At 46.2% G+C, this 22,299-nt stretch carries 19 protein-coding genes; 2 read left to right on the top strand and 17 right to left on the bottom strand.

Annotated elements, in window-relative coordinates:
* Positions 1–2: 2 nt before the first annotated feature.
* The 8 genes from CGZ75_RS06160 to CGZ75_RS06125 form a co-directional block, all read right to left on the bottom strand.
* Positions 3–815: an inositol monophosphatase family protein gene (locus CGZ75_RS06160; protein ID WP_089523355.1), complete on the bottom strand. Its 813-nt coding sequence runs from the start codon at positions 813–815 to the stop codon at positions 3–5.
* Positions 812–1,876 (bottom strand): ABC transporter ATP-binding protein, encoded by a 1,065-nt coding sequence (locus CGZ75_RS06155; protein WP_089523354.1) that lies wholly within the window; start codon positions 1,874–1,876, stop codon positions 812–814. The genes CGZ75_RS06160 and CGZ75_RS06155 overlap by 4 nt, the downstream gene beginning before the upstream one ends.
* Positions 1,873–2,721 carry a carbohydrate ABC transporter permease gene (locus CGZ75_RS06150; protein ID WP_245850722.1) on the bottom strand — a complete coding sequence of 283 codons (849 nt, stop codon included), beginning with the start codon at positions 2,719–2,721 and terminating at the stop codon, positions 1,873–1,875. Before CGZ75_RS06150 ends, CGZ75_RS06155 begins: the two co-directional genes overlap by 4 nt.
* An 18-nt stretch (positions 2,722–2,739) precedes the next feature.
* The gene (locus CGZ75_RS06145) at positions 2,740–3,699 is read right to left on the bottom strand and encodes a carbohydrate ABC transporter permease (protein ID WP_245850721.1); all 960 of its coding nucleotides are present in this window, start codon (positions 3,697–3,699) and stop codon (positions 2,740–2,742) included.
* Between the two features lie 63 nt (positions 3,700–3,762).
* Positions 3,763–5,172 carry a sugar ABC transporter substrate-binding protein gene (locus CGZ75_RS06140; RefSeq protein ID WP_089523353.1) on the bottom strand — a complete coding sequence of 470 codons (1,410 nt, stop codon included), beginning with the start codon at positions 5,170–5,172 and terminating at the stop codon, positions 3,763–3,765.
* A 20-nt stretch (positions 5,173–5,192) separates the two neighbouring features.
* Positions 5,193–6,281, bottom strand: coding sequence for a LacI family DNA-binding transcriptional regulator (locus CGZ75_RS06135; RefSeq protein WP_245850720.1), 1,089 nt, complete (start codon positions 6,279–6,281; stop codon positions 5,193–5,195).
* A gap of 150 nt (positions 6,282–6,431) precedes the next feature.
* Positions 6,432–6,923, bottom strand: coding sequence for a hypothetical protein (locus CGZ75_RS06130; protein WP_089523352.1), 492 nt, complete (start codon positions 6,921–6,923; stop codon positions 6,432–6,434).
* 179 nt (positions 6,924–7,102) lie between these two features.
* Positions 7,103–7,498, bottom strand: coding sequence for a hypothetical protein (locus CGZ75_RS06125; RefSeq protein WP_089523351.1), 396 nt, complete (start codon positions 7,496–7,498; stop codon positions 7,103–7,105).
* A 323-nt stretch (positions 7,499–7,821) separates the two neighbouring features.
* Between CGZ75_RS06125 and CGZ75_RS06120 the strand changes: the two genes are divergently transcribed.
* A complete protein-coding gene (locus CGZ75_RS06120; protein ID WP_089523350.1) occupies positions 7,822–9,393 on the top strand; it encodes a hypothetical protein in 1,572 nt (523 codons plus the stop codon).
* A 119-nt stretch (positions 9,394–9,512) separates the two neighbouring features.
* Here the strand turns inward: CGZ75_RS06120 and CGZ75_RS06115 are convergent, their stop codons facing one another.
* The 7 genes from CGZ75_RS06115 to CGZ75_RS06085 all read right to left on the bottom strand — a co-directional run bounded on the left by CGZ75_RS06115 (position 9,513) and on the right by CGZ75_RS06085 (position 18,969).
* Complete coding sequence (locus tag CGZ75_RS06115) at positions 9,513–9,692, bottom strand: hypothetical protein (protein WP_089523349.1); 180 nt, start codon at positions 9,690–9,692, stop codon at positions 9,513–9,515.
* Positions 9,693–10,065: 373 nt separating this feature from the next.
* Complete coding sequence (locus tag CGZ75_RS06110; RefSeq protein WP_089523348.1) at positions 10,066–11,736, bottom strand: type 2 periplasmic-binding domain-containing protein; 1,671 nt, start codon at positions 11,734–11,736, stop codon at positions 10,066–10,068.
* 29 nt (positions 11,737–11,765) lie between these two features.
* Positions 11,766–12,650, bottom strand: coding sequence for a carbohydrate ABC transporter permease (locus CGZ75_RS06105; protein WP_089523347.1), 885 nt, complete (start codon positions 12,648–12,650; stop codon positions 11,766–11,768).
* 12 nt (positions 12,651–12,662) lie between these two features.
* The gene (locus CGZ75_RS06100) at positions 12,663–13,520 is read right to left on the bottom strand and encodes an ABC transporter permease (RefSeq protein WP_176444806.1); all 858 of its coding nucleotides are present in this window, start codon (positions 13,518–13,520) and stop codon (positions 12,663–12,665) included.
* Between the two features lie 86 nt (positions 13,521–13,606).
* Positions 13,607–15,517 carry a family 20 glycosylhydrolase gene (locus CGZ75_RS06095; protein WP_089523346.1) on the bottom strand — a complete coding sequence of 637 codons (1,911 nt, stop codon included), beginning with the start codon at positions 15,515–15,517 and terminating at the stop codon, positions 13,607–13,609.
* A 142-nt stretch (positions 15,518–15,659) separates the two neighbouring features.
* Positions 15,660–17,297, bottom strand: coding sequence for a response regulator (locus CGZ75_RS06090; protein WP_089523345.1), 1,638 nt, complete (start codon positions 17,295–17,297; stop codon positions 15,660–15,662).
* Entirely contained in the window at positions 17,272–18,969 is a 1,698-nt protein-coding gene (locus tag CGZ75_RS06085) for a sensor histidine kinase (protein WP_089523344.1), read from the bottom strand. Before CGZ75_RS06085 ends, CGZ75_RS06090 begins: the two co-directional genes overlap by 26 nt.
* Before the next feature lie 202 nt (positions 18,970–19,171).
* Between CGZ75_RS06085 and CGZ75_RS06080 the strand changes: the two genes are divergently transcribed.
* Entirely contained in the window at positions 19,172–20,383 is a 1,212-nt protein-coding gene (locus CGZ75_RS06080; protein ID WP_089523343.1) for a multidrug effflux MFS transporter, read from the top strand.
* A gap of 17 nt (positions 20,384–20,400) precedes the next feature.
* Here the strand turns inward: CGZ75_RS06080 and CGZ75_RS06075 are convergent, their stop codons facing one another.
* Positions 20,401–21,030 (bottom strand): TVP38/TMEM64 family protein, encoded by a 630-nt coding sequence (locus CGZ75_RS06075; protein WP_089523342.1) that lies wholly within the window; start codon positions 21,028–21,030, stop codon positions 20,401–20,403.
* A complete protein-coding gene (locus tag CGZ75_RS06070) occupies positions 21,027–22,223 on the bottom strand; it encodes an MFS transporter (RefSeq protein ID WP_089523341.1) in 1,197 nt (398 codons plus the stop codon). Before CGZ75_RS06070 ends, CGZ75_RS06075 begins: the two co-directional genes overlap by 4 nt.
* Positions 22,224–22,299 lie beyond the last annotated feature (76 nt).

The following is a 22,299-nucleotide window of genomic DNA, read 5'->3' as shown; positions in this document are numbered from 1 at the left end:
TTCTACCTTTTAAGCCCAGCTAGAAGCTCGTCATGGATCGTGCTATTCGATGCGACAAGGGTGTCATGATGAAGTTCATATTCATTCCCATCAAAATCGGTCAATCGCCCGCCGGCTTCACGAAGAATTAAAGCGCCAGCTGACGTATCCCAAGGATGAAGCCCCTTATGCCAAAATCCCGTCAATCTTCCCATAGCAATCCAGCATAGGTCGAGACTGGCTGCACCGATAATTCGCAGGTTGCGGCAGGCTCCAGCCAAATGGTCCATTTGTTTGACAAGCAGCGATTGGGGTGCCCACTGCTCGGCTTGAAAGCCGGTTGCGAGCAGGGCCTCCTGCAGCTTTTGTTCTCTCCCCGAAGTGATCACTTTGCCGTTACGGCAGGCTCCTCCATTCCTTCTCGCATGGAACAGCTCTTCGGTCAGCGGATTATAAACAACCCCGATAATCGACTCTTGATCTCGAACAATTCCGATCGATACGGCAAAATGGGGAATGCCGTGAATGAAATTCGTCGTTCCGTCAATCGGATCGATAACCCAGCCGTATCCCGCCCCCTTGCTTATCAAGGCTTCGTAAGAATTCAAGGCGCCGTTATCTTCTTCCGACAATATCCAATGATCGCTGTAATGGGCTGAAATTAGACTTTTCAAAAGCGCTTCGCTGAGTAGATCAACGTTCGTAACCAGATCGGAACCGTTTTTTTTCTCCAGAATCTGGTCCCAGTTACCGGTTTGGGCACGGATTAGCTCGCCTGCTTGCTTGGCATAGTCGATAGCGGACTGCAATAAAGACTCTTCAAACTCTTGACTCATACGGCAAAAGCCTCCTTAATGCAATGCTCGGTGTCTATGCTTTGGCCGGTGGATTTATCGAACACAGCGATTTTTTGCAAATCTGCCGAACATACAATAGGCGTTCCGCGATCAGCTCGATAGGACGCATCCGCAAAAAAACGCACTAGCTTATCGCCAATTCTGGCACTAACAAGATTGGAATGGCCGAGAGGCTCAACGAGGCTTACTGTCGCATTCATAATGACATTCCCTTGATTGCCAAGCTTGAGATCATAAGGACGGATGCCAATCAAACGGCTTTGTTGATTTTCTTGAAACGTGTAAGATTCGCCGAGCTTCATTAAGTCCCCGCTTATGAAGTTCATAGGCGGTGTGCCGATAAACTGTGCGACGAATAAATTAGTAGCCTTATTGTAAAGATCCATCGGTGTACTGTACTGAATAAGAGAACCATCCTTCATTACCGCTACGCGGTCAGCGATCGTCATCGCTTCCTCCTGGTCATGCGTAACCATTACCGTCGTAATTCCGATTTCCTTTTGCAGATGACGAATCTCCTCACGCATCTCGATTTTCATCCGCGCATCCAGATTGGAGAGCGGCTCATCGAGCAGCAACAAACGAGGTTTTTTGACGATTGCTCTAGCCAGAGCGACCCGTTGCTGTTGGCCGCCCGATAGCTCACTAGGCTTGCGCGCGGTCAGATGCCCTAATTGCACTTGTTCGGCCGCTGCATGCGCACGAAAAACGCGCTCTGATTTTGGAACCTTCATCTGCTTAAGGGGAAACATAATATTTTCGAGCACGGTCATATGAGGATAGAGAGCGTAACTTTGGAATACCATTCCGATGTTCCGATCCTTCGGCTCTACATGATTAATAGGCTCATTATCAAAATAAATAGTGCCATCCGTAGGTTTGTAAATTCCCGCGAGCATTAGCATCGTGGTTGATTTTCCGCAACCGCTAGGTCCAAGCAGCGCAACGAATTCACCATCTTGGATGGTGAGCGATAAGTCATTAACGGCATTACCTTGCTTATTAAAGGCCTTCGTTACTTGCTTCAGCTCGATTTTCATACACCTTTTCCTCCCGTTGCGTTTACTTGCATGAGTGATTTTTGAGTGAAGATGAAGAACAATAGAACCGGAATCATGTAGAAAATGGATACGGCGCTTAAAAGACCATAATTGATGACATTGGGGTTGCTCATCAGCTTCTGCAGATAAGCGGCCAAGGTAATATTTTCATCGCTTAGAATAAAGGTGTACAAGAGCAGAAACTCCGACCATCCGGCCAGGAAAGCAAAGATGGCGACGGCCGCGATGCCAGGCTTGATCAATGGAATGACAATCGTATACCACACTTTGAATCGTGTGCAGCCATCGATTAACCCCGCCCACTCCACATCCCAGGAAACATCATCGAAAAAGCCTTTAATGATCCAAGCCGTCATCGGAATTTGCAGTGCCGTTTTGACAAGAATGACGCCCCACAGCGAGTCAAATAAACCTAAAAAGTTCAAAATGTAAAATACGGCAATCAGCAACGCAACGCTAGGAAAAGCATGTAGCAGCATCGTTGTTTTAAGTAATCCCTGACGCCCAGGGAAGTTCAGACGAGACAACGCATAGCCCGCCATCACGCCGATAATCAACTCCAAAATCGTTAAAGAGCCGGCAAATAGGAAGGAATTTAGCGTAGCGGTCCAGATACTTGGCATCTCCGTGCCATTGATAACGACGTCCGACCAAATGAACTGCCAGTTATCCAGCGTCAAATTCGTTGGGATAACCCCATATTTCATCTGAGTTGTAAACGAATTTAAAAGCAGCCAAATATACATCAAAATAATAGGCAGTGTAATGATGCCCAAGACGACATATGCGGTCATCGAGGGCAGTCGGCTTTTTTGTGTTTTCAACTTGCGTCCCCCTGTTCGTTATTCAATTCTCGATGACTTGATCATTTTATCCATTCCAAATATTCTCCAGAAAATGAACGTGCAGATCAAAGCAATGACGACAAGAACAAGAGCAACAGCAGATCCATAACCATATTCGAAACTTTGGAATGCTTTATGGTAGGAATACAGCGCCAGCACCTCGGTCTCAAACAACGGGCCGCCTTTGGTCAATAGAAGGATGTATTCATAGGAAGTGAGCAAAGACAATAACTGCCATAACGTAACGAACATAAGCGGCCATTTCACAGCAGGGATAATAATATCAAAAATGATCGATCGTTCTGCAGCACCATCCACTCTTGCCGCCATGAACAAGTCGCCTGGAATCGATTTGATAGCCGCTGAGAAAATGATCATTCCGTACGAGGCTCCGATAAGTCCATTCGCCAAAACGATGGCTGTCATAGGTTGATCTGCCAGGAAGTTAGCCGGAGGCATATCAAATATCATTCGCAAGCTGTTTAAAACTCCGTATTCGCTTGGATCAAAAAACCATAACCACAGGAGGATATAAACGACTGGAGGTGAAATCCTTGGCAGCATCCAAATCGTTCGAATGATCAGCCCGACCGATTCCTGTTTGATGAAATAAGTGGTCAGTAGGGCTAACGAAAGTCCCAAAAAGATATTCAGCGATAAGGTGAGCGTTACATAAAAAACCGTATTGAGCATGATTTCGCTTAAGTTGGGATCGGAGGCCATCTTCTTGAAGTTTAATAATCCGTTTAAATCCCAGACCATAGATGAATCCATATTCGTAAATGCCAAAATAACAATTAACACAACGGGTGCTATAAAAAATATAGTAATTAGGATGAGAAAGGGTCCCAACAATACCGCTGGCAATCCCCATTTTTGTAAAAATCCCACGATGCGATTCGGATTCGAGTTCCCTGTATTTTTTTTTGCACTGACCACCACATTAGGCTTTCCCATAGTGCTCCCCCTTGGTAAGTCATGCCCGGGCGGGCGAAACGTCCGGGCATGCGGCTCAGGTCATTAGTTTTTAATGATTAGTTCATCGCCAAGATCGTTTTTCAATTGAGTCTCAAGATCTTTCAATGCCTCAGCTGGAGTTTGTTTTCCAAGCTCTACCGCTTGAATGGCTTTGAACACAGAGCCGCTGTATTTGTTGAAACTTTCGTGATTAGGCAGGAAGGTTGTGTACTCGGACATGTAGGCAACCCCGCCTAAAGTCACATCCGCTTTGAAGTTGGGATCATCTGCTGCGGCTTTTGTAATCGGTAAGTGGAAGGTTTTCAGATTATGCTCGGTTTGCAGCTTGGGATCAACGACTAGTTCAAGCAGACGATTGACCAAATCCTGATGTTTAGTGCCCGATGAAACCGTATACACGATCGGATGCGACAAAGTCACGGGCTTTCCGCCCTTCTCAGCAGCAGGAATCAGCATCATGCCCATCCGCTCATTTACCCACTTTGCGTCCACTTTCCCAATTTGATCATGGTAAGCATCAGCCGCCCAGTTGTTTACGTTCCAGATGCCGCCATAGTAAAACAGTGCTTTTTCATTCACAACGATTTTATGGACATTTTTAAATTCCATCGTTGTCAGATTATCCGGAATTAGTTTTTTCTGAGCGATATCGTAGTAGTACTGAAGCTGCTTCTCAACCGCTTTTTTATCAAAAATAATTTTGTTTTGAGCCGCATCATACAATTCTGCCCCGAAGTTGTAGGCTAACGCTTGGAAGTCAGGACCGTTAGTCGGGCGATGCACGATTCCAAACTCAGCTGCGCCTTTTGCTTTTGCTTCTTCCGCAACTTTGGTCATATCATCCAGTGTGAACTCGCCCTGTTTCACTTTTTCCGGAAGCTCATTGATCTGCTGATCTGTCCATCCGAGCTTTTTTAAAATTCCTTTGTTATAAAAGACAGGTCTTGCTTCTGTGTCCTGCGGAATCCCCCAAATTTGTCCCTGGAAGGTTACCGAATCCCACAGAATAGGGAACAGATCAGCGTATTCTTTGGATTCCTTTAAGCTATCCAGCGGCAAGATGTACTTGCCTTTGGCCAACATCCCGATTGACTCATGGCCAATGGCAAAAATATCAGGTGCTTTGTTCGATTTGGAAGCCAGCATGAACTGTTTTAGAGAATCATCCCAGCTACCGTCGAAGGATTTTGTTTCTAGCTTAACTTCCATATTTTTTCCTTGTGTCTTCAACTCTTCATTCAGGACAACGGCTGCTTTAACCAGGTTATCCACACGCGTCTTCTCGATGCCTGTCGTTTGTGCAGATAAGGTAATGACTTGCAGTTCCTTCCCATCTGCGCCTCCTCCAGCATTAGCGGCTCCAGCTGGTTTATTTTCACTATTGCTGCACCCTGCAAGAACGCTGGAAAGCACGATGGCTGATGTTAAAACAGCCGTTAACGATTTTCTCATGATATTAACCCTCCAAATATTTATTTGGTTCCCTTGGTTGAATATCTTACTTTGAGTTCAGGTACATACATAGGCAGATCCTTCGTGGTGGTAATACCTTGAATTTCTTTGTCTAAAATGCTCACCGCATCATGCCCCATTTTTGTTTTAGAGCTATGAATGGTAGATAAAGAAGGATTCGCCATGGCGGCATAGTCAATATCGTCAAATCCCATGACGGCGATATGTTCTGGAACCTGTAGACCCTTTTCATAAATGGCCTTTATCGCTCCTAATGCGATCATATCGTTGGTTGCAAATAAGGCTTTGAAATTAGGGGAACGTTCCCACAATTGTTGAAACCCTTTGTAACCTTCGTCAAATTGGGAGGAATTGGCGTAGTATATGCGGTCATCGTCCAGGGTAAATCCCTCACGTTGATACGTTTTTTGAAACCCCTCTAATCTTAACTTGTGACTTCGATGTTCCAATGGCCCGGATATGACTGAAACCGCTGTCAATCCTAGCGAAAGCATGTGCTGAGCTGCGAGCTCACCCCCTCTCTCGTCATCGTTGACAAGATGGATCACATCGGAATGATCGCAGGTACCATTCACCATGACAAAAGGAATATACATATTTTTAAAGTAATCAATCAGCTCATGATTAAGCTTACTCACTAAAATAAGTCCATCTACGCGCTTTTCAAGCAAGAAATCGGCTGACTTGCTCGTTAGATCCTTATCTGTCATAACGAATATGGAATAACCTAATTCCGAAGCCTTCTCAAGTATGGCATCTAGAATTTTTCCGTAAAAGGGATGTGAAGCGATTGGGTGGTGTTGGCGATAAATGATGACGCCAATATTTTGTGTTTGGCGAGCTACCATGGCCCTGGCAACGCCATTCGGTCTATACTGAAGCTTTTCAATGGAAAGGAGTACTCTCTTGCGTGATTCAGGACTGACATATCCCGTATTGGAAATGACTCGTGAAACGGTTGATTTGGAAACGCCCGACATCTTGGCAACATCCATGATGGTGTACTTCAACTCAATCTGGCACCCCCGCTCACAATTCATATGTGGGAAGGTTCCCACATTGGTCAAGTTAGGTAGCTGTTTACTCATGTGTTGCTCATCACTTCCTCATAATAGCATACTCCTTTTCTATTTAGCATCCATTTTTTTCTTGTTAAATTGTAAAGCCAATTATTCAAATTTAGCGCACTAAAAAACAGAATCCAGCTTGCTGGATTCCGTTCCGTTTCCTCGAATGGATTATTTCCAATCGGGGCTTTTAGCGGCTTTTTCTGCACGCTGTCCCTCAACCAAGATTTGCTCGGCTGTTTTGCCTTTGGTCACGATGCCGATGCTCTTAGCCTTCTTTACTACAGCTGCTTTATGAGCTTCGGCTTTAGTGGCTTTCGCTTTTTGAGCTTTCTCGGTACGCTTGATCTCCACGCTAATTTGCTCGATCGTTTTGCCTTTGGTTACAATGCCAAACTTCTTGGCTTTTAACAGCGTGGAAGCCTTTTGAGCTTGTTTTTCAGCACGTTTAACTTCAGTGTTAAGTTGATCTACCGTTTTGCCTTTGGTCGTAATTCTGAATTTCTCCGCAGCTACATAAATGCGCTCAACGCTCGTATTGGATCCCGTCATCACGGATTGGTATTTCGTACTTCCTTGCTCATTTGCCGAAACGGAAGCCATTACTGGAACCGACATTACAATTGCGCCTGCCAACATGAGTCCGGTGATTTTTTTCAACATGATAATCTCTCCTCGGTGTATGTGTTTGTCTTTCATGACTTAATAATATCGATCAACGATGGCATAATTATCGAATAATGATGGCAAAAGCATGTCACGACAAGGGAATTATCTCCAGTAATAGAAACAGGGTAACTCAGGCTCAATCTCCCTAAGCTACCCTCTTCAATCAACTTAGCCTACTGCGCTTCCCAAATTTGAATGGAGTAAGCAGGAAGCGTCAACATTAATTCCTGACCGTTTACGCTAGGCAGCGCTTGATCAGTTACGTTTTTGTCATAGTGGTGACCAGCCCATGCCTGGCTGCTGCCAGCATCGATTTTAAACGTAAACGGGTTGCCCGTACGATTCGGCAAGGCAAAAGCAAGCTTGCCTCCAGGTGTTTTCCAAGCCATGATCCGATTATCCATGCGCACGACTCGCTCATCGACCTGCAAACGGACCGAATCCCATTTTATATGCTTGGAAAAAGGCGATACACCGTTCCAATTTGTTTTAATGTAGTCAAAATATCCTTTCTGGATGTTCGCGTATTTACTGAAATCATTGTCGTCATACGGTCTCCAAAGCCCCAAACCGTATCCTTCTGATTCAATATTGTAGGTCGGCTTCAAAGCATGCAGCCAGAACCAGGTCGATAGGCTGGGCGAGCGGCGGCATATCTATTGCGCCTGCATCGACTTGACACAGCCATAAGGGCGAGTTCTAAATCAGCTTCATGATTTAGAACTCGCCCTTATATATGCTTCCCTTCCCTATATAGCCTGCTGTATTCGCTCATCTTCAGGCGCATGCGATGCCAATTTCAATTTCCTGAAAAACCTGACGAACGCGTCTTCAAACAAGCTCATAATACATACAAATAATACAGTTGCTTTAAAAGGAGGTATATAAGATTATGAAACATAAGTATTCAAAAAAAGGAGCTCTAATATCAAGCAGACCTCATCATGCAGATCATTGCAAGCCTTGCAAAATATCAAGAAAGCCCTGTCTCGTTACGTTTACGCCTCTTCAGGCGGATATTTTTGAGGGGCTGCTAGATAATTTGGCGGTTGCAATATCAAACTCATTTGTCCCGCCAGATGGACCGCTCCCAGCTGTACTGAAAGTGCTGCAAAATCTCATTGTTAAATTGCCTCTCACGCTGAGCAATCAGGCCGATCTGCTTGCAGCTACTGAGATGGCCATTAACGCCTATCAGCAGTCCGAAGGCTGGAGCTCTGCCGCTGTAGCCTCGACCCAGATTGTGCTCACAGACCTGTACGCCCTCAGTTTGGTTGCCTGTGTCGCAAGCGATATTAAGGATGGATGGGTCATCAGGGTCCGGCTCGCCGAAACGAATCTTGCTGGAATTGAAAGCGGTGTTCCTCCTGTTATTTCAGGAACGATTCTTATCTTAGACGGCGGCAATCAATTTATGGATCTAAGCTTCAACCGTAGCACAGGTCTGCCAACTGAAGGGGTGATAGCAGGAAACGGCTTTGTGTCCCCAAGCATCCCCGTTACTACGAGTGGCAACGTCGAAAATGTTTCGATTGTACTTGCTGACAACAGAGGGGGGAATAACTATGCTTTCTCCATGCCGCGGGCGGGAACGCTCACCGCAATGACCGCTAGTTTCAACCCGGCTAACGTTACTATTGATGGTCCGCCTATTACAATTCTGGCTCAGCTATGCCGTGCCCTACCTAGTGATTCTCCTTATACTCCGTTTGTTGCTATTCCAGGGACGACAGTCCAGCTGATTCCATCTTTATCGGGAGTTGTGTCCGGCATCAACTGTGTAGGCAGCCTGACTGGACTCAATATCACCCTTAACCCGGAGGATCGCCTCATTCTTTTATTTACCATTTTTACAATCGGAATATCTGCAGTCGATCCTGGAACCATTATAGGTCTTGGAAATGGCGTTCTTTCGATTGCACCGGTGAACGCGCCTCCCACAGCGAACATCCCTATCATTCCGATTGCCAGTCATTTACCGGTAGATCTGAGCTTCGCTGCCTCTACTCCAACAAACGTTGGAATAGTCGGTTTTGGATTCAGCGATAATGAACCATTCCAGTCATTTGCATCCCCAATCGTTGTAAATCCGTTACTTAACGCGTTTGTCACTCCCATTACAGAAGCGGGAACGATTACGTCAATTGCGGCTTGCTTCGGTATTGTAGCCAATCAAACGCTGGAGAGCAGCGTTAATATTATTGTCGGAGCGTATCTGTATACGCCTGCAAACAATACCGCTACTCCAATTGGAACGACGCAATTTAGATTTCCTACTCTGCTGCCAGGAACATATACAGAAACTTCCCCAGGCGTTCATATTATCCAGACCACAGGATCCCTCCCCCTCAGCCCGGGAGACAGCTTAATTCTGGTATTTAGCGCTATCGGACTCGGGTCAACCAGCGGGACGATATCAGGCTGGGCGAGCGGCGGAATTTCCATCGAGCCTGTTTCGACTTAACAACATAAAGGGCCAGCCTCAGGTCATTATCATGACTCAAGGCTGGCCCTTATCCATAATATAAACGATTGTTTTCTATACAAGATACCGCAGAGATGCGGCGAATACGATATTGCCTACTAAACTCTGCAGCAGCGCTGGTTGTAAAAACGCCACACATCGATGGCTTCCCACATCTCGGTTGTGACCAATCCGATTTTTTCGAGGTAGGCGAGCATGATTTTACTGCCTGCCATATTTGTTGCATTTCTAACAGAAAAATCCGTTTTCAAGTGTGTGATGTTCGTGGTAAACTTCACTTTAAAGGTGCTCCTCTCTTTGGGTGACGTTGTCTTCGCAAACACCATTCTACCAAAGATCAGGGCACTTTTTTATATTTTTATAAGGACTTATTTTCGTAATTCAGGTTTAATGGAGGCTTGACGTCTTGGTTATTTTGAACAAATTTAATTTTTTCAATTTTCAGTCATATTGTGATTTAAAGTTTATGCAACGCTAGTGAACAAGTATAAGGGGATAATGAAGGAGAAATACGGAATGGTTATTGCAAATAATATACAAGCATCCATTCATCCCGCCACCTAAAGGGTAGAGGTGGGGGAATTCTGGTTATAAATCTGATAAATACAGCCTGTTGAGATTTCTCAACAGGCTGAGCCACGATAACGCAAGTTATCTATTTTTGTTCCACTCATTCACTTCTTTCGTAATTTGCTCCAGACCTAACTTGTTCAGCTTAGCGACAAAAGTATCAAACTTATCAAGCGACTCCGAGCCCATGATTACTTTTGTGTAGTACTCCATCTCGCTTTTGACAATTGTGCTCATTTTATTTTTCATCGTTTCGGTCGACGCGCCGTAATACTGGTCCATCATAAACAGGTTTTTCGTATAATACTGATCCATAATAGCGAATGACCCTGTCTCCCCGAATACTTTCTCGAACTGGGCCACTTTGTTATCCCCTGCTTTGAACTTCACAATGTTGTCGTAGTAGCTTTTTTCTTCAGAGTTTAACTTCGAAGTGTCTCCGGTTGCAAAAGCTTCCTTAACGTGGAGATGAGCGTTCATGTTCTTTTTGGAAGGCCAAGCTCTGATTTGGTTCAAATGGGCGGCGCCGGTATCGAGATTGCCGATATATTTATCATAATCTTCCTTGCTGGAGCCCCAGTTCTTCTCCGTCCAGAAGTTGAGCAGTTTGATCAGTGCTTCTGGATGTTGAAATTCCTTTTTCACCACGTAGTAGTTAGCTACATTCAGCTTCACCTGAGGCCGGGCTGGTTTATCATCATTCGATAAAAGCGCCATCGCTCTCCAATCTGAATTAGGGAAGTTCTCCTTTGTTGCTTGCAGCGGGTACATTCCGTTCCACATGGCGCCGAATTCAACGCCGACCCGGTTAGCACCAGCGAGCTCGGCCGCTTTGCCAGAATCCTTCGCTCCAAAGTCCTGTTCGATAAACCCATCCTTATACAGCTTTTGCAAATAAGCCAGCGCTTCCTTCATTTCCGGTTGCACGCTGCCATAAACAAGATTACCGGAATCATCCTTCACCCAGCTTTTTGGATAGGCATGGAAGCCGTTAAAGATGCCGACAGCATCGCCTACGCCAGGGCTGAGGAAGTCTTTATTCAACATAAGACCGACGGTATCTTTTTTGTTGTTCCCGTCCGGGTCCCGCTCAACAAACGCACGAATGACGTTATACAGATCGTCCATTGATTTAGGCGTTTCGAGGTTCAGCTTTTCCAGCCAATCCAAGCGAATCCACAGGAAAGAAGCAAGATCGCCGGAAGAGTCTGTATTGGGAATGGCAATTAGCTTGCCATTGAAGGTAGCTGAATCAAAAGCGATGTCCCCTTCTTCATGCATAATATCCTTCGTCAGTTTCGATGCGTATTTCTCGTAGATTGGCGCCAGGTCTTTATGAATCATATCCGTTTTGGACAGAGTCGCCAGTTGCTCTTTCGTTACGACCATAATTTCGGGAATATCGCCGGAAGCGATAGCTACGCTTGATTTCTGGAAGCTCTGATCGTCCCCGCGGGCAATCCACTTGTACGTAAGCTTGATTCCGAGCTCCTCCAACTGACCTTTAGCAAACACATTGGTGTTCAGCTGTTCATCCTTGAACTTATCCGCAAATGACGCGCCAACGGAAAAATGAGTGGAAACCTCAATCGGAGGATCGTATTTGGCATTGGGATCAATATTTTCGTTAACGGCAGCGCTGACAGTTGGTTGCGGCGACTTATTTGATGCATTCTGGCCGGAGCAGCCCGCTAATGCGGCGACCGCGAGCGTTAAGACAGCGGATACTTTGAACATCACCTTTTTATCCATGTGATTTCCCCCTGGCATTTGGTTTGAATTTATCCCTTCACGCTACCAAGCAGCATGCCGCCTATAAAATATTTTTGCAAAAAAGGATAGATCGCCATAATTGGAACCATAGAAACGAAAATTTGCGCCGCCTTGACCGTTTTGTCGGAAATCGCGCTTAACTCTTCTAAGTCGTCAGGCTTCAGATTGGTCAAATCGGAGCTGACGATAATGGACTGAATGTAGGTTTGCAGCGGATAATTGTCAACATCATTCATATAAATCATGCCGTCAAACCACGAATTCCAATGCATGATGAGAATGAGTAGCCCGTTTGTCGCCAGCGAAGGTATAGACACCGGCAAGTACACATTCCACAGTGTGCGCAGATGCCCTGCTCCGTCGATGAATGCCGCTTCCTCCAGTTCTTCGGGAATTTGCCTGAAGAAATTGAGCATGAGCAAGATGTTGAATACAGGAACAGCAGTTGGCAGCACCAATGCCCATATGGAATCCATCAGTCCGGCTGACTTGACCACCATAAAAGTAGGGATCAGGCCGCCGCCAAAAATCGTCGTGAACATGAAAAACCACGCGTATACGGAACGGCCTTTGAATTTACGGGAATCTTTGGACAGCGGGTAAGCAGCCAGAAGCGTCATGCACATGCTCATCGTCCCGCCGATAAGCACCCTTTCCAGAGTCACACCGAACGAAGTGAAAAAGGCCGAGTTTTCCAGAATATAGCGATATGACATCCAAGTAAAATCCTTCGGCCATATCGTAACCAGCCCAGCTGATGCCGCCGATTGTGAGCTCATCGACAGCGCCGCGATATGCACAATTGGGAATAGGCATGCACAGGCTAGCGCGATTAAAAAGCTATAATTAACAACGATGAATAGCTTCCTCCCAAACGTCGCATTTTCTACCATTGAACTGGCCTCCTAGAAAATTCTGTAATTCACAACTTTATAGGCCAAATAGTAGGAAAACGTTATGAGCACGAAGGATACGATTGATTTGAACAATCCAACTGCTGTAGCGACGCCGTATTGCATCTCCTCCATGCCGATCCGGTAAACGAATGTATCTAGAATATCGGCGCTCTCATATACCTGCGGACTGTACAAATTGAAAATCTGGTCGAAGCCCGCGTTCAAAATGCTCCCGATGTTGAGCAGCATTAAGAGCACGATAATGCCGCGAATGCCCGGCAGCGTAATATGCCAGAGCTGCCGCGCGTATCCCGCACCGTCAAGCACGGCCGACTCATACTGCGTCCGATCAATCGACAGGATTGCCGCCAAATAAACGATTGTATCAAAGCCAACTTCCTTCCACACATTGGATACGATCAGCACGGCTCGGAACCAGGTTCCTTCTCCCAAAAAATAAATGGGCTGCATGTTCAGTGATTTGAGGATGTTGTTGATGATTCCGCCTGACGGGGAGAGAATGTCGATCAGAATGCCTGCTAGCAATACCCAGGACATAAAATGCGGCAAATAAACGATTGTTTGAAAACCTCTTTTGAACAAGGTCTTTTTGATTTCATTCAGCGACAGAGCCAGCAAGATGGGACAGACGATTCCCGCGGCAATTTTGAGAATGGCGATTAAAAAGGTGTTCCAAAGAATCTGCTTCACATCAGGGAACTCCAGCACATAAGTGAAATTATCCAGTCCAATCCAAGGCGAGTTGAACCATCCGTTGGCAGGCACGAAATCCTGAAAAGCAATGACGATGCCCAGCATCGGCCCGTAGCTGAAAATCAATACGAGAATAACGGGCGGAATCAGCATGAGATGCAGTGGAAGTTCCTTGAAAAGCTTTTGCCTGTTTACTCCTTTGATCAGATTCAAGTCCAATCAGCTCCCTTCCCCTGCAGTCATTCCCTGTTTTTGAGCTGGATTTGGCGAAGCAAGACCTGCCCGCTCTTCTCGTTCTGCGGGATAAATGTAATTCCGTTTAGCCCTTTATCCGGGAATGGATTGGCCAACACGATTTTATACCAAGTTTGGTTTCCATTTCGTACTGGAAGCGCTGAGCCCGATACTTGAATGAGTGTCCGGTCGAATTCATAACTATCGAAGCGCTGAGATAATTTCAGACCCCATGAGCATTCAAGACTGGAAATATCGGTACCGTAGTTGACCGGAACTCGAAGCGTTTCTCCATCGTCGAACGTGATTTCATACTCACCAAGGAAATCTAGCAGCGGATCGATGAATCTGCCGTCAAAAAACCATTCAAATTCTCGATAAAGGGTTGAAGCATGTGTGATCTCGATATGCGGGCCTGCGAGAACGGAGTGATTTTTATAGCGGAACAACTCCTCGAACACTTCTTCAGCAAGCTTTGGATACAAACTCTCGTCATAGTTTTCCTGCCAGAACATCCGGTTGCCATACACAATGTTGAAAAAGATTCCGTTCCGCTGCAGATAGTTCTCCTTGAGCGCACTCCAATTGGAAATTGAAGCTCCCTGAATGCCTTTTGCCAAGCGAGGCGTCCATCCCGGGATGCCTGGCCCCTCAAAGTTGCCATATACCGTATACAAGTTCCGCTCAAGCAGCTGCTCGTCAAAATGTTTCCCGAAAAACCAGTACCAGTGCATGATTTGAATGTCTTTCGGAATCATATCAATGGCCGGATAGGTTGCTGGTATGACCTGCTCGACGTATCCATCCTGACTCAGGATAATGCGCTGGGCTCCGGCATAGGCGTGGACGCTACTGCCCCCGCTGTTCAACAGCTTTTCTCCCCAAATCATCGTACGGATGCCCTTATCTACTAAAAATTGATTGATTTTAGTTAAATCTTCCCTGTATAACGCCGCGGCATCTTTTCCTCTGCAGGCTTCGCACACCGCGATCGTATACAGCTCGTCATGTCCAACATGCACCGTCTGCGGCCTGAACACATCTACGATTTCATCCAACACATCGAATAACAGCTCATAACTCGCCGGGTTTGAAGGGCAATACGTGTCAGGATACGGATCATCCTGTCTTTCCGCCAGCTCCGGATGTCTCGTCAGCAAGTAATCGCAATGGCTGAGCGACGGAACCTCGGGAATAACATCAAGTCCTCTTGCTGTACAATAATCGATCAGCTCTTTGACCGAGTGCTGCGGTAGCCAGTCTCCGCCGCCATTCTCGCAGTGAATGGAGTTTTTCTCCCATGTATAGCGGTTTTGAACATCCTTTCCCTTGCCTGAATATTCGCGCATTTCGTCGCAATATTCTTTCCAGCCTTCATTGATTTCCGGGTGGCGTTTGTACTCCATCGCTCCGCCGACTTCAACAACAATCGTATTGTAGCGATAGTAACAGGCCATATCGATAAAGCTTTTGAAATACTCCATGTCCTCTGCTGCCGGAAGATACACTTTAAGTCCGCGGAATGAGCAGAGCGGCACATTATAAATAAGGCCCTTTTTCAAGTAACCCTGCTCACTCATCTGTTGGAGGGAATATGCCCCGTACAGCAGTCCCCTCATACTCTCCGCGTAAATACACACTTCTTCGCCTGCATCGATGGCATAGCCGTCCTTATTTGACTCCAACACAATTCCAAAAGTCTCGTTGATTTTTCCGGTGATCTCTTCATCCATCCCTCCGATAAATCGGACGGCAGTAAAGATAGTAGAATCACTTTCATGAACTAGATTATTTCGGACTAGACTATCCTGGACAATCCGGCTCAGCAGCTCACTGCCTCCTTCAATTATCGTGCTGTTTGTCAAAAAAGCCCCATCTTCTCTTAGTCTTTCGTAGCGGTTAAGCTTATTCATCATCCTGTATGACCTCCTTCGTAAGCTATGGATCAAAAGAAATAAAGAGAGTACGCCTGTTTCCTGCGCTCTCTCTTCATGATAAAACGGAGCTTATTCGCCCGCTATTTCACAATCTTGATTTCGCTTACATAATCTTGACAACTTATTGCGAACTCCGATATTCTTCCGGCGTCAGCCCCGTTTCCTTTTTGAAAAAGCGGGTGAAATAACCGGCAGTTGAGAAACCGAGCTGTTTGGCCACGTCCTGAATAAGCATTGGGCTAATCGTCAGCAAATGTTTGGCTTCGCTAATTCTCTGAGCGGTAATATACTCCGATAGAGTGACCCCGCCCCTCTGGCGGAACAGCCGGGATAAATAATCGGGATTCAAAAATACGAGCTCGGAAAGTCGTGTCAGCGACAAATCCTCCTTCAGATTCCCTTTAATATAACGTTTGATTTTGATGATGACATCATCCTGTATCCGGGCTCCTTGCGACTGCTGATAGTGAAAAAAGCTGTTCGCGAGCTCCCGGAAAAAAGGCAGCACCTCATTCCAAATAGGCGGTATGGAACAAGCGGAAAGCTTGCCTACACTTGCTCTGTAGTAGGCATCCTCTGCTACGCCAAGCTTGTTGATAACCGATACCGCATGCAGCGATAGCGAATAGTACATTTCCAGCGCATGCGAATCATCTAGGCTTATTTGCCGCAGTATTTCCTCGATTGTATCCAGGCTATGAAGATAAACCGCCTTTTGACCTGTTTCATAAAGATGGGATAGTCTCCCCATTTCTTTTTTCAGTAGTTGAATAGGCTCAAGCTCACCCGGAGTCGCTCTGGAATGTTCGGTTTCCAGCCTATTTTTTTCCGTCAGAATAAGCCGCCCTTCATTGCTGTGATACATGAATAGAAGCTTCAAAAATGAAAACTTCTGCGGAATCGCTTCCCACTGTACAGGTTCTGTTAGCCAGGCAAACGAGATGTTTGTATTTAAGTTTTTTTGACAAGCCTGTTGAATCGTTTCCAGCGTTCCTGCAACAAAGGTGCTGAGCCCATTCCACGAAGCTTTTTTCAATTCAAAAGGCTGGAGAAACAGCACTAAATACGTCCGATTGTAAGTAAGATGAATCAGCTTCGCGAGAGGCGAAAGATAGTGCAAGCAAATCGTTTGCAGCGCTATGAACAGATCGTCCAGCTCATGCCGCGGAATATCTGCTGTAACCCCTTCAAGTCTCACAAGGAGCATTAAAAGCGGTTCGCCTCGATCAAGTTGAACATCCAGCTGCTGTAGCTCACTCTGCTTCCCATCGTCTGCGGATAACAGGCCGTCCAAAATATCCGTGAAAAATAGAGAGCACATATGATCCGTCTGTTTCCTTCGTGTCACCTGTGCATCAGCAAGTAGAGTTTCCATGATTAAGCTTTCTTCCAATTCACGAATGCTGTCCGCGACTGTTTGAATGATTTTGCGGTCACCGTCCGATTTGAGAATATACTTTACATTCCCATGTTGAATCGCTTTGTACACATAGTCGAATTCATCATATCCCGTCAGAAAGATGATCCGGCAGCGAGGCCACTTCGCTTTTACTTGTTCCACCATCTCCAGTCCGCTCATTTTCGGCATATGAATATCGGTTAACACAATATCAATTTTCGTACCCGAAAGTATGGCCAGAGCTTCAAAAGCTGATGCTGCTTTAAAAACGGTCAAATTCAGCTCCGCTTGCTCGTTGAACAGATCATACAACCCGTCCAATATGTGCTTCTCATCATCCACGATCAATAGATGAACCATTATTGTCCTCCGTTTCCAGCAGCTTCATGATGATCTTTACGCCGCCAAGCTCAGATTTACCTACTTCAAGCCCGCTTCCAGGTCCAAACTTATACTTTAATCGTCGATCTACATTAAGTACGGCCGTCACTTCCGCGTCATGCTGCTCCTGCCCCAGCAGAGCTTGCAGCGCAGCAATTTTATCGTCCGGGTTATCACCGTTGTCCTCCACTTTGATTTGCCATCCCTTATCCATTGGCGCAAAAGATACTTTCAGCAAACCACCTACCAGCTTGTCTTCCAGCGCATGCACGAATGCGTTCTCGACGAGTGGCTGCAAAACGAGTCTTGGCACCATCATGTCACGGCAATGTTCAGGGGGCTCATCGAACAGAATCGAGATTCGGTCGTGGAAGCGGATCTGCTGAATACTGGCATAATTCAAGGAATGCTCTACTTCAACCGCCAGCCTTACCGTATCACTTGTATTGCGGGTTACGAACCTAAAATAACTTGCAAGCTGATCCACAAATTCGGTAGCCTGTTCCAGCTTTTCCGCCTTAATTAACCGCACGACCATAAACAAGCTGTTATACAGGAAATGAGGATTAATTTGCGACTGCAGCTGTTTAAGTTCTGCATTCTGCAGCAAAATTTTCTGCTTGTACACCTGGTCGATCAGCTGCCGGACGCTAGCAAGCGTGTTGTTGAAGCGATCATAAATATAGTTGAATTCATCATGTCGATTATGATGGATGGACAAGTTCAAATTTCCTTCCTCCACATTCCGGAATGCTCTGACGATTTTGGCGAGTGGAATTCGAATGGTACGGTTCGTATAGAGAAGGAAAAGCAAACCTGCCACGAAGGTCAGAATGGAGAAAATCCAGAACCAGAACACATGCCGATTAACGGTCTCATAGATTCGATCCTTTAAAATCGCTTGAGAATATAGAAGATTGAATTCTTCTGATTTGGCTTGAATCGTAAAATAATCTCCCTTCCGCTGGGGCGCATTAATGATTGATTGGATCGTGAATCCGCTTCCAAATGTTAAAGAAAGATTACCGGTGTACGGACGCTCATTCGAGCTGTCCATGTCCCGCTTCAGCGTTTCGGTCGACAGTTCGATCTCAACAATGAAATCAGGCATATAATCGGCTGTTGTTCCAAAGGCAAGCAACGGTGAGGCCGCTTCCATAAATAGTTTTTTATCATCGGTGACGAGTTTGTGAGGGGAACTGAGCCGGTGGACCTTAAGCATGCCGGGTTCTAGCGACTCGAGACCTTCGGTGGCGGAAATGCTGATTTGCGGATTTGGAGCCAGCAAACGTACATCTTCGATCCATTCGCTGCTGCTTTTGATTGATTCAAGTCTGGCTCGTATGTAAAGAATCGATTGGATTTTATCATAGCTTTCCAGCGTTTCCGAGGCGTTTGCCAGTTGGATAACAGAAGGATCACCAAGCATCTCGTATTGCATAGTGGATATTCGATTTAAGCGGCTCTGAATATCGTTGATATAATAATTGGCTTGCGCCTGAGCCGACTGCGTTATTTCTTGTTTAATCTCTGTTTTACTCCAGTTGTACATATAAAAACCGAGCGCATAGATTGGGATAAGAGCGATGAGGAAGCTGATTAAGAGCCGTTTAAAGATGCCGAACCTCCATTTATTTCCCCACAATGGCATTCGCCTGCCTCTCCTATTTGACACACGGACTATTCCGTCATAAGCTAAGCTCCATGATAGCCCCCTATCTAAATTTACAACAAATTAGGAGAAAAGAAATGATTTACATTTGCAGAATAAATAAATGTCCCCCCGTACCCCGATGACCCTGTGCAGCTTGGATGATATCTGAGATTAGGCACATCTGATAGGGGGAATAACTTTGAATAGAAAAATCTCAACTCCATCCTTGTTTTTATTGATCGTGCTCATCGGTTTCCCGCAAATTAGCGAGACGATTTATTCACCGATCTTGCCGGATTTGGCATCCGCGATGAGAGCAAGCGATAATACGATTCAACTGACATTTGGAATCTACTTTTTAGGTTTTGCTTTGGGCGTGTTCAGTTGGGGCAGGCTCTCCGACTTTATCGGGCGCAGACCTGCCTTGTTATGGGGCATATTCGTCTATGCGATTGGCTGTATCGCTTGTTATCTGTCCGACTCTGCCTACTGGCTGCTGCTGAGCCGATTTGTCCAAGCCTTTGGCGCCAGCGCTGGCTCTGTCGTTACCCAGACGATTATTAGAGAATGCATGGAAGGGTCCAAACGCCAAGCGGCATTTGCTACGATCTCTGCTGCGTTAGCTTTTTCACCCGCAATGGGTCCGCTAATTGGCGGCTGGATGGATCAAGTTTTTGGCTATGGAGCTGTATTTCTTGTTTTGATCGGGATGAGCGTGGCGATATTCGCCTATGCTTATTCATCCCTTCCTGAGACAAAGGTATCTGCTGCGGCCATAATCAGTCTTTCCTCCGTGAGTAAAAGACTTGTGAAAGATAAGAGAGTGTGGGCATTCGGACTGCTGATCGGCACAACCAATGGAATCTTGTTCAGTTATTATGCGGAAGCACCGTTTCTGTTTATTGAGTTTTACCATTTGACTCCCGGTACGTTTGGCTTTTTAGGCATCTTTGTTGCCTTGGCGTCCATGCTTGGCGCCTTGCTGTCGAGAAAGCTGTCGGTCCGGTTTTCAGCGGAAAAGCTCATCGTAACCGGTGCGCTCATAACGACGCTTGGAGCGATGCTTTTAATGGGATGCTCCTATGTTGCGGTAAGCAGCTCCTTGCTCTCCCTCGCTTTCATTGTCCTGTCGGTATTTACTTTACTGGCGGGCATTGGCCTGATGATACCGAACTGTCTCAGCGTTGCGCTTGTCGCCTATAGCGATGTGCTCGGCACAGCGGGAGCGATGTTTGGCCTGGGCTATTATGCGGTGGTCAGCCTCATTACAAGCGGCATGAGCTTGCTGCATAACGATTCTTTACTCGTGATGCCGGTTTATTTCCTCCTGCTGGCTTTAATGATGACCGCTGTCAGCATGATCCTTTTGAGCTTGAACAAAGTTAAGCCGGGAACGGCTCCATCAGCATAAAAATAACAAAAACCCGTTCACGGACGGGTTTTTGTCTTTTTAACGTATTTGTAGGCCAAGTAGATCAAGCCAATAAACAGAATGTAGATCAACAGAACGGTGATCCAATGTGTAGCTCCGGACGCTGCGCTATCGCCTACGTAGGCAAAAACGAGCATCGCCGGTATTTTCCCAAGTACGGTCGCCAGCAGAAATGCGGGAAAGGAAAGCTTGAACACACCACCGTAACAATTGATTAAAAATGCCGGCATAATGGGAATTATTCGACCGGTAAACACAGCCCAAAACACATTGTTGCGGACCATGGAGTGAAGGGATTGCAGCCTATCAGACCGCTCTAAATACGCCAATCCCTGCTGTTTGAACATGGAATAAAAAAGAAAGTAGGTAACTGCCGCAGCAATGCTCGAAGCCGTTAAGTTCACTATTCCACCGAGCAGCAGTCCATACTTCGCCCCTACGATTGCCCCTATAACTCCGAATGGCACAAAAGGTACAGCTGCAAACACGATGGCAAATAGAAAGGTAACAAACAATTGATTGTTGCCTTCGGCCTGAATCCAATCCAAAATTCGTTGTTGCTCCGAGAGAACCAGAATAAACAAAGCGATGTAAACAATCAAAATGAGCCATTTTGAGTATTTCATGCTGCCGCCCTTTTACGCATATAAGAATTCAATTTCTCCGAAAACAAGAACATTGCCGCTGCCATCAGGAACAGATAGAGGGGAAGCAGCTTCATCGAGATATTGCTTGCCAGCAAGCCGAATAACGGAGGCATCAATGTGCTGCCCGTATAGGCCACAGCCATCTGGTAGCCCATAATCGTCTGGGATTGGCTTTTGCCGAATCGCACCGGCGTTTCATGCAGCATACACGGGAATATTGGTGCGAGTCCCAAGCCTACAATCATAAATCCGGCAAGGGAGAACAGCGGCTGCAAAGGGAGAATCATTAGAAGCGCGCCGGCCACGGCCAACCATTGCCCGCCGCGAATCAAATCGCGATTACTAAATTTGAACGTTATAAAACCAGTGATGAATCGTCCAATCGTAATCCCAGCAAAATAAAGCGATAACCACTTCGCAGCTTGATCAGCAGGCAGCCCTTTTGTGCTTACGAGGTAGCTGCTCTCCCATAGTCCAAGCGTTGATTCCACGCCGCAATAGAACAAAAAGGTCATCAAGGCTAACTTGACGCCTTTAATCTTCAATGGCCTGATGGCCTTGTCAGAGCCCTCCTCTGGTTGGATCGAATCAGTTAAATCCGGCTCGGAGCTTCGATGATACTTCAGCTCCATCAGACGCCACAAAGGAAGGCTAAGCAGCAAAAGAACAACTAATCCTAGTTGAATATAGGCAACCGACGAATACCCTTCCCTCCACGAACCGGTCATCAGTGATTGAGCCATTATAATCGGGCCGAGCGTAGCTCCCAAGCCCCAAAAGCAATGCAGCCAGCTCATATGGTGGGCTTTGTAGTGAGCAGCAACGTAATTGTTGAGCCCAGCATCAACAGCTCCTCCGCCGACTCCAAGCGGAATCGCGAATACAACGAGCCATGCAACCGAAGGCGCAAAGGAAAAGCCTACTAGGGCGCCTGCAGTCAACATACAGCTGACGAGAGTAACCTTGCCTGTGCCAAAGCGATTGATAATGGGACCACTAAACAGGCTGGACACAATAGTTCCGACCGTAATCGTCATAGACAGCAGTCCAGCTAGCCCGAGCGGACTGTTCAGTTCCTGATGCATTTCCGGCCAGGCGGAGCCTAGAAGAGAATCCGGCAAGCCCAAGCTTATGAATGCTAAGTAAATAAGCAGCAGAAAAAATGTAGCCATTGCTTCCCCCCGTTGTCTCCCATAAAGATCAAGACGTTCATTATCTCTTATGTCTCCATGCAATGTACAATGAAAA

The organism is Paenibacillus herberti (genome assembly GCF_002233675.1).
Lineage (GTDB): Bacteria > Bacillota > Bacilli > Paenibacillales > Paenibacillaceae > Paenibacillus_O > Paenibacillus_O herberti.
The sequence above is the reverse complement of the archived record's forward strand: the minus strand, read 5'-3'. Positions and strand labels throughout refer to the sequence as shown.